Raw genomic sequence first — 12060 nt, 5'->3', positions numbered from 1 at the left:
TTTAATTGATTTTACGAATCATAATCGCTGAGGCATCATCATTAAAATTCAAAATTTTTAATTCTTTTTTTAAGAAAGTCGTGAGTTCTGAAAGCGAGAGTTCTTTATTATTGATTTTTTGTAATTTGAAGTATTTCTTTAAAAGCGTGATAAATTGTTCATACTTAAGGATTTCGTTATCAGTAGTAGGGATTTCATAAAGTCCATCAGTGCAAATAAAAAGAAAATCTCCTTTTTTCAGTTGTATCTTGGTGTATAAAATCTCGTCTTTTGATTTTAATGGCAGCATACCTAGTGTTTGATTGTGTTGAAATGTCTCAATCAAGTTTAAGTTGGAATCAAAATGGTAGATGTTATTTAACGAACCGATAGCATAGATCAAACCGTTTTTGTGGATTTTTAATATAGTTAATACAGCAAAGTTTTTGATTTCGAGTTTTTTTAGGATTTGATGATAATGATTGTTTAATTCAAAATAAATTTCAAATATGTCTTCTATTTCTTTATCTATGATTAGGTAATTCACAAGGGTATTGATTTGCATTGTTAACATACCTGATTGAATACCATGCCCTGTTACATCGCCAAATATCAAAAAATAGTTTTCTTTTTTCTCTATGATTTCAATGAGGTCACCTGAGACTTTATCCAGAGGTTCGATAAAGTAATCAATTTGGAAATTCATTGATTGGATTTTTGGCGGGTAAAGTTGAATTTGGATTTCTCGTGCCAGCTCTAAATCCTTTTCTCTCGTTATATTGACTTCTTTTAGTTTGAGTTCTAATTCTTCTCGAAAATGCCCATAAATTTCTAACAAAAACCATAGTAATAAAGAATTAAAAACAAGGTCATTAAAGTATTGAAGCATTAGTTCCTTCTGATGGCTTTGTATTCCATCAGCAAATTTGATTAAAATCAAACTTAGATAAACAAAAATCAGAAGAATAATATATATCAAAGAAACTTTACGACTATAGGTAAAGTGCAAAATAACAATAATAGAAATAAAAGACAAAAGATTTAGAGGTGGGATGATGAAATTCGAAAAAAGTTGATAGGTATTGATAATAATACCAGTTAAAATCAAAAAAAGTAAGGTTGCTTCAAAGTATTCAAAGCTATAGGAAAGATTGATGATGTAAGAAATAATAACTATAGAAAAATATGAAAATGTAATGATTAAGTTAATATCAGATTTGAGATGAAAGATAATGTAAAGTAAAATGTTTATGATAAGAAACACAGTAAGACCATTGTAGATTCTTAAGCGTTGGCGTTTGCTATGAGATAAAAGAAATTTGTGATCAGCTCTTAAAAAGCCATCAAGGAATCGACTCCCCAAATCAAAAAAAAATTCCCTTTTTTGGAAAATTTTTAGATAAATTTTTTTCATTGAGTATTTACGAAAAATGTATGTTTTTCAAAAATTCAACAACTTCCTTTTGGGAAAAATCCTTCAATGGATAAATTCGAATATAAATGATTACGTTTGCATCAAAGAGTAACATTTCGTAGTAGGATTTTGTCTGATTTGATTTTTCGTATGAAACAAAATAGATTTCTTTTTCCAACGATTTTCGTAGATAGTTGTAGTGTTCCTTTGTGTTTTGATTCCATGAAAATTTCACATCAATAAAATCAAGAACTTCTTGGGGTTTTATTTTCATTCTATCTTTTTGTTTCACGAGGAAAAAGTGAAAGTATAATAAGAGTTCGGTGTTGTATAATACAAAAGACATGTTTGATGGGGTTTTTTCAATCAAATAAAACCACTTAAATCTTGGATCTTGATAGATATACCAATAGTTTGGAATTTTTAACGTAAAGCCAAAAAGATTAGAGATGATTTTAGTTTTAGAGCTTGTATCTTCAAAGAAAAATATGGGATCCATTTTTAGGTAAAGTTGTTTGTAAGTTTCGTTTTTTATCATGTTGCTGATTAATTTTGACGCTTCGATTTGGATTTTTCGATCAGAGCAATGTTCTAAGCTTTTCCAAAGAAATAAAGCTTCTTGAATTCTTTTTCTTTTCCATAGATTTTGGCTTTCGGCGAGATAAAAGTCGCATTCCCCGTCAACAGGGATCAACAATTGCCATTGAGTGGTAGAATCAGCATAATTTTTTTTAAATTCATTCCATGAAAACTCTAACGATGAGCTTTGTAAATCCAAGAAAAACTCTCGGAACTTTGAATCATATATCCTTTTTTCTATCGCAGGAGCTTCGATGATTTTTCTTAAATTTGAAATCTCTCCATAAATTTCGTGTTTCAAAAAAGAAAAATCTTCACCTCTGAGTGGTAAGAAAGAAAGCGAAAATAAAAAAAACTTCGTTAAGTGGAATGAAAAGGTGGGGGGCTCCCACCTCATGGGTTATTCTTCTAAGGTCGAAATATCACCTGGATCCAATCCTAATTCTTTTGCTTTGAGTAATCTTCTCATGATCTTTCCGCTTCTTGTTTTTGGAAGCATATCGACGAAATCGATTTCTGATGGTGTTGCAATAGGACCCAATTCTCTTCGGACATGATCTCGCAAGATTGCCTTTAGGTTTTCGCTAGCCTCATGTCCTGGACGTAATACCAAAAAGGCTTTGATTCTTTCTCCTTTTACTTCGTCTGGTAATCCAATCACAGCTGCTTCTGCAACTGCTGGATGAGAAACAAAAGCACTTTCAACTTCAGCAGTTCCGATTCTATGTCCGGCAACATTCATTACATCGTCGGCTCTACCAAGAACAGCAAAATAGCCTTCTTCATCATAATAGGAAATATCACCGCAGGAATAAGAACCTGGAATTTGATTCCAATATTCCCGATACCTTGCGTCATTGTTCCAAACAGTTCGTAGCATGTAAGGAACTGGTCTTCGAATGACTAAAAGTCCTCCTTTATTGGGTGGAACCTTGTTTCCTTGAGCATCGACCACTTCAGCGACAATACCGGGCATTGGTTTTCCAGCTTTTCCTAATTTGGCTTTCATAGAAGGAAGTGTTCCTAAAATAGGGGAAGCTACTTCTGTTTGCCAGAAATTATCAACCACCATACCATGATCTTTCAATATGACTCGTTGTGCCCATGCTTGAGCTTCTGGGTTGAGGGGCTCTCCTGCCGATGCCAAAAGTCTCAAACTCGATGTGTCATATTTATTTACATATTCTTCACCAAACCTCATGAACATACGAATAGCAGTAGGAGCTGTGAATAGAATATTGACTCCATGTCTTTCTACAATTTTCCAAACAATACCTGGGTCAGGGTAGTTAATGGCTCCTTCTCTTGCTACCACAGTTGCACCAGCAATCAGAGGTCCATAAACGATATAACTATGTCCTACAATCCAGCCAATATCTGATGTGCTCCAGAAAATATCACCATCTTTTATATCATAAAAAGCCCGGGAAAGATAATAAGTTCCAACCATGTATCCACCATGAACGTGAACGACTCCTTTGGGTTTTCCTGTTGTTCCACTCGTATAGAGGATGAATAATGGATCTTCTGCATCCATGATTTCAGGATCGCAAGTTTGAGGCTGATGTTCTATCCACTCTTCAAAATCGATTTCTCTTTCTGATGATAAATCAATGGGTGGTTTTTGTCGTCGATGAACAACGATTTTTTCGATGTATTCTAACCCTTCGATTGCTTCATCAACGATGGGTTTTAAGGGGATTACTTTCCCATTTCGATACGTCACATCAGAACAAATCACCACTTTTGCTTTTGAGTCTTCAATTCGACTTCTCAGTGCTTGAACCCCCATGCCAGCGTAAACCACCGAATGGATAGCTCCAATTCGCGCACATGCTAGCATAGCATAAATACCCTGCAAAGTTAGAGGCATGTAGATAATTACCCGATCACCTTTTTTGACTCCAATGCTTTTTAGAGCATTAGCGACTTGACTTACTCTTCTGAGCAATCGATCATAAGTAATCAAAACTTCTTCACCAGTTTCAGACATCCAGATAAGAGCCACACGATTACGGTTGGCACGTTTTTCACCAACCACATGTCGATCGAGAGCATTTACGGTTATATTTGTTTTTCCGTTGATGAACCATTTATGATAGGGAGGATTGAATTCTAAGACTTTATCCCATTTTTGATACCAAAATAATTCATTGGCAATGCTTGCCCAAAATTTCTCAGGTTGTGTGATGGAGTATAAATACACGGCTTCATAATCTTGGATTAAAGCGCCTTTTTTTAAAAATTCAGGTGGCTCAATGATTTGTTCTTTTTGGGAAAGGGTTTCTATTGTCTGGGAAACATTCGCTACTGTCATAGTCTCTCCTTGTGAAGTGATGTATGAATCGAAATATAACTATAAATGCAATGTTATTTTGAAGTCAATAATAATTACGACCTCATTCTTATTTTTATGATGATTTGATTTAACTCAAAAAGACTTTTCTAAAAAATCTAACTATGATAACTTAAAAATATGAGGATTTATTCTAAGATTTTTTCTCATTTATATGATCCTGTTATGCAAGGTTTAGAGAAAGGTGTTTTGCACGAAAAAAGAAAGTTTCTACTGCGTGATGTGGAGATGCCCGTGCTTGAAATTGGTTTTGGAACAGGAGCAAATTATTTTGCTTATCAAGATAGAGCGGATTTAAATTTGACAGTGATAGAAAGATCCCCCTTCATGATAGAGAAATTTTATAAAAAATTCCCAAAAAACCAAAATGTGGTAATTTATGTAGACTCCATTGAAAATGAAGCTCTAATAAAGAGTCTACCGAAATTCAAATCGATTGTTTCGACATTGACATTGTGTTCTGTTTCTAATTTAGAGAAATCAATTAGAAATGTTCTTTTTTCTCTTTCTGATGATGGGACCTTTTATGTGATGGAACATATCCGCTCAGATAAAAAGCTTTACGGAAAATTTCAAGATGTGATTTCACCTGCTTGGAAGCTCATAGGAGATGGTTGCCACATCAACCGAGAAACTGATAAAGTATTAAAACAATTTTTTTATCCTTTATTTGAAGAATACTTTTTCGCTGGTGTTGATTTTTATCTTGCTAAACTAAAAAAACGATCTTAGATTTGATCAGCGTATACAAATTCTATGGTTTTTGTTTTTTTCCAATTTTGGCTTTTCTGATCAAAGTAAGTATATTTTTTTATGCGATTTTCAGAATCGTATTCATAGACACATTTGGAATATAGGTTTCCTGATTTTTTTATTCTTTCCGTCAAGTTTCCATTTTCGTATTTGTAGCGTATTTCCATCAAGATTTGGTTTTTCTCTTTAAATACGATTGATTTGACTAAACCGTTCTCAAGGGTGATAATAAAAGGATCCGAAAATGACGAATCTTTTTCTTTGCCGACGATTTGATTCTTATCGTAAGAGTAAAAACGTGAAAATGTAAAATTCCCTTTTTCAAAAAAATCAATTCGTATGAGTTTTCCGTTTTGATAATTTCTTTTCTTTGTGGCTATTTCAAAGCCTTGTGAGTCAATATATTTTTCTTCAATGATATTTCCGAAAGTGTCATAAGTGTATTGAACCTCACCAGTGAATTGGTTGTTTGAGTTATAGATTTTCTCAGCAATCAATCGCCCTTCCCGATTGTATATTAAAAAAGATTTTTCTAAAAGTCTTCCCTCTTCATCGTAAGCTAATAAATAATATGGACGTTTTTTGATATTGCTATTTCCGTAAAGTAATGTCGGTCCTAAAGGATTAAAAATTCCTGGTTCATAGAGATCATATCCAGCTGCTTTTTCTAAGGAAAAAAGTTTTTCTCCTCCGAAAAAAAAGAGTAATAAAAAGAACGGTAAAATAAAAATACGGTAAAACTTCATAATTGCTATTTCGGTATTTTCAAAAAAAGTTTGAGGTTAATGTTGTTGTGATTTTCTCTTTGAAACGAAGTTTTCTGTGAATGGAATCTCAAGTCTTGCTATGGTTTTGTCTTTCTCGATAATGATACGAAAATAATTGGGATCAATTCCTTCACCTTTGAGTAAGATGATTACAAGTGCGAGTCCAAGTCCAGCTCCTTCCGCTTCACCGCTCATGGCTTGATCCATGTAAAACTCCGCTAAGTCATTATAACCCATTGCCTTTTTTAGTTTTTCCCTCATTAATCGTTCTTCTTGAGGAGAAATAGTTGAGTTATTGATGACTTCGATCCTAATGCCATCTTCATCAAACTCAAAATCCATTAGAACATAAAGTCCTTTTTCTTTGGATTTCTTACCATACTCAATAGCCATTTCCTCACTGAATGATTTCTTGTATTCTTCAATTCCGATAGCATAATGCTCGGAATTATTAATGTCATACCCTCTTTCTTCGAAAAATATACGTTTTTGATTGGCTTTACAACCATTGATGACTAGTTCTTTCAATATGGTATATAATGAATGAATGTATCGTTCATGCTCAGTTTTCTTTAATATGGTTTCTAAAGCAAAGAGTATATGTTTTTCTACAGAGTCTGTCATCCTATGTGTTTTTAAAGATAAGTATTTTCCATTTTTGACAACGAATTCGATATTTTCATTAATTTTCTGGATGATGGTTTCTGTCATCTCTTTCAAAATCTACATGATATCAATAAAATCAACAAAAAACTGATTTTGTTTGATTTTTAAGTGATGAATCAAAATTCCTCATTATATGAAATTAGTTCTGATTCGCCATTGTAAAGCTTATGAGTCATACGAGGATCCAGAAAGAAGATTAAATGAACAGGGTATTCAAGAAGCAAAAATAGTAGCTCGATTACTAAAAAAAACAAATTGGAAATTCAAAGAAATTTTAACTAGCCCAATCTTGAGAGCTGTGCAAACATGTGAAGTTTTTAATCAAGAATTTCATCTTCCAATTGTCCAAAGAGTAGAATTAAAACCGAATAATGCTCTTGTTTATTTTGATTCATTATTAGCTTCGTATCATGCTAATGATGCGATCATCATTGTGTTCCATATGCCGGATGTTGCTGAGATTGCGGCTCGTATTTTGAAATTACCATCCAATAATCTCTACGTTTCTACAGGTGGTATGATCGGTATTAATCTAACAAATATCCAAAGGCTTGAAGGGATTCTAGTTTTTATGTATCAACCCGAATTGTTAGATTAGGTTTTGCTTTCTATTTAAGGAAAAAACCCCGAAAATCCGGGGCTTAAACCTTAACTGGCTTTTTGAACTTTAAGTGATAAACGGTTTTGTATTTGGAGTGGTCTCTCAAAAATTCTTCTAATTCCATTTTTGTTACTTCATCAATTATGTCATAGAGAGGTTGAGGAACATACGGAATTCTCAGAAGAGCTGGTATGATCTTTCTATCCCATTCTTCGTAATATAGATCAAAATCGTCTGGTGTGAGTTGATTCCTACAATAGGGCTTATCACAGTAGAGTTCCATGGTTCTCTCAAGATTAAAAATACCATACTCATCAGTGATTTGTTCCCCCGGTTCGATGTCTTTGATGGCTATTTCAAAGCCATATCCTGTGCTGATGGTGTTTGGATCACAGCAATGATTTGTATACTTGGCTATATCCCAGCTTATGATGCGATAGCCTTCAGGATCGATATAAGAGTATCGATCGATTATACTTCGGAGAGGTTCTTTGATTTTTTGAAAATCCTCTTGTGAAATCATGATCTCGAATTCATCTTTCACATACACTATGGTTCCCATGGGAATTTTTTTCGTGGCGAAAACACCATACCCTATTATAGGATTGACGTAACGGATCTCCGTGTCTGGGTGTATCATACTTCACCTTCATAAGGGTTTAATATAAATGTAAAAATATCAATATAGATTTCGTCAATTCTTTAAATTTCCCAAGGAAAAGATTTTGAGAAAAAAAGTTTATTCTTTGTGATTGGCTTTTTGAATAACCTTCATGATGATTCAGTTAATTTTATTAAAAATCATAAATAAAAAAAATATACTTTTTATTATGCTTTTAGGTAGTGCTCTATCTTCTCTTTTAGGTTTCGAAGAATGGATGTATGTCTATCATCGAACCTTGAATCAAGCCTACATACAAAAAAGATTGAATGATTACCAAAATTTGTGTATCACGGGATTTCAAATTGACTCCAAAGGAAATCTCTTAGTTCTCTTCGATTTGAATTCATATCAGAAACTTTTAGAAAACAAACGAGTTTTTATGTTAATATCATTAAAAAGCACAAAGGACGGAAAGGAATTCTTGCAATCAGAGAAGACTCGTTTTGCCGGTATAAAAAATATAATGGAATTTATAAAAAAATATAATTATTTTAATGTTCATATTGATTTTGAATATCTTTCAGAAAAAGAAACTTTACCCTTTTCTTTTTTTCTACGAGATTTACAAAAAGAACTACGAAAAGAAAACCGTCCCTTGACAATAGCAGTTTTCCCTCCTATCTGGGATATGAAATATAAGGATTTTCATAATCTGAAGGTTCTTTCACCTTATGTAGATGAAGTTGTTGTCATGATGTATGATTATCACAATCCGAAAACTCAACCTGGACCTGTTAGTGAATTGTCTTGGATTGAAAAAAACATTCAAGAAATCTTAAAGTTCTTTCAACCCGAACAGGTTTGGTTAGGACTTCCTTTGTATGGTTATAGTTGGGATTTCGAAAAGAAAAAAGTTTCTGTTATTGATTATACCAAATTCATAAGGATTTTAAATGATTTTAAGGATATTCAAATCACAAAATCATCAAACTATGGATACAAACTTGTATATCAAAATCGAAATAAAATTTTGTTTTATCCAGATGAGGAATTTCGCCAAAATGCTATAGAACTCGCTAAAAAAAACAACTTAAAAGGTGTAGCCTATTGGAGGTTAGGTTATGAAAAACAAAAATAACCTTATGGTGAATACCATAAGGTTTATGTGTCAGGTATAGGTTTGGCAGGTTTTGGTGGACTTTTATCTTCTATAATTTCAACAGGCTTTTTGTCTTTGTAATAACGAAATCTAATCATCACATCAACTTCATCCTCAAAATTCAAACCTCGTGCATCAACTGTATCAACGTGCCATTTTTCAGGAACGCGAAAATCAAAGATAGGATGTAGGTTCTTGGGGAGGACATAAGGATTTTTTGACCAGTTCATTTTCACTCCATGTAGTGAGGGGATTTCACCAGGCTGATCATCACGTTTTTCTGTTTTGCCGAACTGGTTGTGTAGTGGATAGTTATCGTAGGGATACTTCAAACCAAATACAAACTCTGCATTCAACTTAGCCTGTCTTGAATATTCGATTGATTTTTTATAGTAATCAATTCTCTTTAAAAGCATTTCTGGTTCTATTTCTTTTGTTTTAGCAACGTCTTTTTCAAGAGCAATAGCCTTCATTCGATATTCTTTGGCAAGAGACAAATATTCATACCCTTTCTGAGCTGCTTGTTCAATCTTATATTTATTGATAGCCCAGTGGAAATTTCTTGGATCGTATCTGCGTAAATCAAGAGGGATTTCGCGAGCACGTTCGAAGTCTTTTCGAATTTTTGAACCTGGTCCAAAATCCATTGATATATCAACATATGACATGTCATTTGGATCATTGGGATTCTTTTTTTCCATTGCTTCTCGAAACATCATCTCTGCTCGATCAATATACTGTTGACTAAGGGATTCCAAAATCTTATCCACGACTGCTTGACTTTCTAAAAATTTTGAATATGCATTTATATAGTTTTTCTCGAAGTAGTAAATAATTCCTTCTTGGTAGATTCTTTTAGCTTTTCGATAAAGGGCTACATGAATTCCTGGATTACGAATTCTTTCATCTGGATTTTGTGGCAAACACTCAGGATAAGGATCACAAGGAAAATTAAACACCATTGGTTTCAAAAGTCTTAAGGTTTGAATCAGCTCATTTCTCTGAAGGGTTGCCTTTTCACTCACAGATTCGGAATATAGATTATCAACAAAAAAGAAAACAATGCAACCCACAACCAAAAGAAGTAAGATATTTCTTTTTTTTCTCATTGCTATTTTCCTGCTTTGTTTTTTTTATGTATCGGTTTTTGTTTTTTTGAACTTAGATTTTCGGTTAGAAATTAATCACATTTTGAAGAGATGGAAACTCTAATTTCATGGGCAAGAAAACTTGATATAGTGTGTTTCATTGTGAGTGTGAATTTTTAGTGGAATTTCGTTAAGTACTTTTTCTGGATAACCGTCATGGACTTCATCATATCTACATTGTAAGATGTATTCTCCTGGCATGATGTCATGCAAAATGTTGTCGCTTCCATTTCTTGTTGGTGTTGCGGAAACGGGAAGTAAATCAATATCTCGGTTGCATAGCCCATCGCTACATTCACGAGCGTAATATAATGCATAGTAATGCCGTGTGGTGTAAGTTCCTCCTTCGATCACGAGGGTGTTTTTAATAGAAGGATATATCATTTTCATTCTAAGAAGCAAATTTCCCCCTGCATAATTTTCTCCGTTATGAGGTCGCCTCCAATCACTAATACCAACAAAGGTTTGAATTGCGCCCGTTGTGGAGCTTTGAAACGCATGCACCATTAAGTTTTCTTTGAAGTTGAATCGGAATTCAATAATGGTAGGTATATATTCTTGATATATTGTGATGTTTTCGCTTCCTGGGTAAGACTTGTGATGTAAAGGAAAAAGTTGTGGTGGTAATATAGAGATGGAACCGCTATCTGTAGTTGGATCATAATGTAGAATTTTCAGAATATCCAAACCTGTATAATCGATTCCGTCAAATTTTGATGTGATATCGCTTTCACCTAACTTTGCATATCCTGTAAACACACTTCGAAAGAAAATCCCACCATGAGTATAGGTTCCAGCTCCGACGTCTCTGGATGGATAAACAACTCCGGTTCCGTTCATCAAGAGCTCAAAACCCAAAAACCCATTGCTTCTAATGCAGCTATTCAAATCAGGGTTAGACGTATAAATTCTGTTACAATAAACTTGTCTGGTAGGAGATAATACGTCCCAAAAATCTTCGGATGCTTTCTGAGTATTAATTAACGCTAAGTCAATAAGAGGTGATTTTGTGGAAACACGTATTTCTCCGATGTCAAAGAAAATGGGCAGGTTATCGTAATTGGGAAGTCCGTTCGTGTTAGGGTTTTCATTGGAACCAACATCCACAAAAATCTTGTTATTGTTGATTTCATAGAATTCCAGAGGACGATCACTTGCATAAGTGGCTTTAAGAATTACTATGATTTTGTTATTGAATAGCGCACTAAGGAGAGCTAAATTTGGATTTAGTGAGTTTGAGCCCTTGCAAGAAATCAGAGCTACTATAAGAATAAAAAAAATGATTTTGATCTTCATAGTTCTTAAACGATCAGTATAAAAATGAAACCATCAAACCAAAATTGTAGACAGCACCATCACGTAATTTATAATTCAAGCTATTTTGGATTCTGGGATCGTAAGTGCCGGGAAAGAAATAAAGATAACGTATGATTTTGGGTTCTCTTCGAAGTCTTTCATAGATATAGTATCCGTCAAAGCGAAGACCCACTTTAAATCTACGGCTGGCAGAAATAGAGAATTCTACCCCCCCATATAGAATAGGATTCCATCCACTAAGATTGTTTGGGCGAATTTGCAGATAAGTAAAACCTCCCCCTATTTTCGTTTGCAAACTAAAACGATTGTATAGTTGAAACAAATAATTTAGAGAAAGATAAAGAGGAACGCTCAATAATTTCTGCATGGATAATGAAGTATAGTTTCCGTAGGACGTTCCGATTTCGGTCAAAACAGGAGCAAACGAGTGGTTTCGATAGAACAACCCAAATCCCATGCTCGACTCTAAAAGCTCATCCATGGGTGTGTTAGGTGCAGGGAACGTTCCCCCAACCCAAAATCCTATTTCTGATTCGAGATCATCGTTCAGATTTTGACCAAAAATCTCAAAAGAAAAAATCATGACCAACAAGAAGAAAACAAAATGTTTCCTCATAGTTTTAATTCTTTTTTTTAGTTATGATGTAGAAGTCGATAGATTTTTCTTTCTTTTGAAGATTGAGTTGACTAAGAATTAGTTAAATTAAATTCCAAAGC

General features: G+C 33.8%; 12 protein-coding genes. 3 read left to right on the top strand and 9 right to left on the bottom strand.

Features of this window, described 5'->3' with window-relative positions; genetic code table 11:
- Nucleotide 1: 1 nt before the first annotated feature.
- The 3 genes from NZ853_00465 to acs are packed head-to-tail and all read right to left on the bottom strand — an operon-like array spanning nt 2 to nt 4289.
- Nucleotides 2-1393, bottom strand: a complete 1392-nt coding sequence (locus tag NZ853_00465) for a serine/threonine-protein phosphatase (protein ID MCS7204150.1) — start codon at nt 1391-1393, stop codon at nt 2-4.
- 7 nt (nt 1394-1400) lie between these two features.
- A complete protein-coding gene (locus NZ853_00460; protein MCS7204149.1) occupies nt 1401-2369 on the bottom strand; it encodes a hypothetical protein in 969 nt (322 codons plus the stop codon).
- Nucleotides 2370-2372: 3 nt separating this feature from the next.
- Entirely contained in the window at nt 2373-4289 is a 1917-nt protein-coding gene (gene acs, locus NZ853_00455) for an acetate--CoA ligase (GenBank protein MCS7204148.1), read from the bottom strand.
- Between the two features lie 159 nt (nt 4290-4448).
- Between acs and NZ853_00450 the strand changes: the two genes are divergently transcribed.
- Nucleotides 4449-5060, top strand: a complete 612-nt coding sequence (locus NZ853_00450) for a methyltransferase domain-containing protein (GenBank protein MCS7204147.1) — start codon at nt 4449-4451, stop codon at nt 5058-5060.
- Here the strand turns inward: NZ853_00450 and NZ853_00445 are convergent.
- A complete protein-coding gene (locus tag NZ853_00445) occupies nt 5057-5827 on the bottom strand; it encodes a hypothetical protein (protein MCS7204146.1) in 771 nt (256 codons plus the stop codon). The genes NZ853_00450 and NZ853_00445 overlap by 4 nt on opposite strands.
- A 36-nt stretch (nt 5828-5863) precedes the next feature.
- Nucleotides 5864-6559, bottom strand: coding sequence for a histidine kinase (locus tag NZ853_00440; protein ID MCS7204145.1), 696 nt, complete (start codon nt 6557-6559; stop codon nt 5864-5866).
- A gap of 88 nt (nt 6560-6647) precedes the next feature.
- Between NZ853_00440 and sixA the strand changes: the two genes are divergently transcribed.
- Complete coding sequence (gene sixA / locus NZ853_00435) at nt 6648-7112, top strand: phosphohistidine phosphatase SixA (protein MCS7204144.1); 465 nt, start codon at nt 6648-6650, stop codon at nt 7110-7112.
- 43 nt (nt 7113-7155) lie between these two features.
- Here the strand turns inward: sixA and NZ853_00430 are convergent, their stop codons facing one another.
- Nucleotides 7156-7755 (bottom strand): SET domain-containing protein, encoded by a 600-nt coding sequence (locus NZ853_00430; protein MCS7204143.1) that lies wholly within the window; start codon nt 7753-7755, stop codon nt 7156-7158.
- 190 nt (nt 7756-7945) lie between these two features.
- Between NZ853_00430 and NZ853_00425 the strand changes: the two genes are divergently transcribed.
- Nucleotides 7946-8857 (top strand): glycosyl hydrolase family 18 protein, encoded by a 912-nt coding sequence (locus tag NZ853_00425; protein ID MCS7204142.1) that lies wholly within the window; start codon nt 7946-7948, stop codon nt 8855-8857.
- Between the two features lie 23 nt (nt 8858-8880).
- Here the strand turns inward: NZ853_00425 and NZ853_00420 are convergent, their stop codons facing one another.
- The 3 genes from NZ853_00420 to NZ853_00410 form a co-directional block, all read right to left on the bottom strand.
- A complete protein-coding gene (locus NZ853_00420) occupies nt 8881-9987 on the bottom strand; it encodes a hypothetical protein (protein MCS7204141.1) in 1107 nt (368 codons plus the stop codon).
- A gap of 105 nt (nt 9988-10092) precedes the next feature.
- Complete coding sequence (locus NZ853_00415; protein ID MCS7204140.1) at nt 10093-11322, bottom strand: hypothetical protein; 1230 nt, start codon at nt 11320-11322, stop codon at nt 10093-10095.
- A gap of 13 nt (nt 11323-11335) precedes the next feature.
- Nucleotides 11336-11959 carry a hypothetical protein gene (locus tag NZ853_00410; protein ID MCS7204139.1) on the bottom strand — a complete coding sequence of 208 codons (624 nt, stop codon included), beginning with the start codon at nt 11957-11959 and terminating at the stop codon, nt 11336-11338.
- Nucleotides 11960-12060: the final 101 nt, after the last annotated feature.

The organism is Leptospiraceae bacterium, from assembly GCA_025059995.1.
GTDB lineage: Bacteria > Spirochaetota > Leptospiria > Leptospirales > Leptonemataceae > SKYB61.
The sequence above is the reverse complement of the archived record's forward strand: the minus strand, read 5'-3'. Positions and strand labels throughout refer to the sequence as shown.

Excerpts from the sequence above, each read along its gene's own strand:
- NZ853_00450 (MCS7204147.1), top strand. The coding sequence starts at position 4,449 with ATGAGGATTTATTCTAAGATTTTTTCTCATTTATATGATCCTGTTATG.
- NZ853_00460 (MCS7204149.1), bottom strand. The coding sequence starts at position 2,369 with ATGAGGTGGGAGCCCCCCACCTTTTCATTCCACTTAACGAAGTTTTTT.
- NZ853_00420 (MCS7204141.1), bottom strand. The coding sequence starts at position 9,987 with ATGAGAAAAAAAAGAAATATCTTACTTCTTTTGGTTGTGGGTTGCATT.
- NZ853_00465 (MCS7204150.1), bottom strand. The coding sequence starts at position 1,393 with ATGAAAAAAATTTATCTAAAAATTTTCCAAAAAAGGGAATTTTTTTTT.
- NZ853_00425 (MCS7204142.1), top strand. The coding sequence starts at position 7,946 with ATGCTTTTAGGTAGTGCTCTATCTTCTCTTTTAGGTTTCGAAGAATGG.
- NZ853_00445 (MCS7204146.1), bottom strand. The coding sequence starts at position 5,827 with ATGAAGTTTTACCGTATTTTTATTTTACCGTTCTTTTTATTACTCTTT.
- NZ853_00430 (MCS7204143.1), bottom strand. The coding sequence starts at position 7,755 with ATGATACACCCAGACACGGAGATCCGTTACGTCAATCCTATAATAGGG.
- NZ853_00415 (MCS7204140.1), bottom strand. The coding sequence starts at position 11,322 with ATGAAGATCAAAATCATTTTTTTTATTCTTATAGTAGCTCTGATTTCT.
- sixA (MCS7204144.1), top strand. The coding sequence starts at position 6,648 with ATGAAATTAGTTCTGATTCGCCATTGTAAAGCTTATGAGTCATACGAG.
- NZ853_00440 (MCS7204145.1), bottom strand. The coding sequence starts at position 6,559 with ATGACAGAAACCATCATCCAGAAAATTAATGAAAATATCGAATTCGTT.
- NZ853_00410 (MCS7204139.1), bottom strand. The coding sequence starts at position 11,959 with ATGAGGAAACATTTTGTTTTCTTCTTGTTGGTCATGATTTTTTCTTTT.
- acs (MCS7204148.1), bottom strand. The coding sequence starts at position 4,289 with ATGACAGTAGCGAATGTTTCCCAGACAATAGAAACCCTTTCCCAAAAA.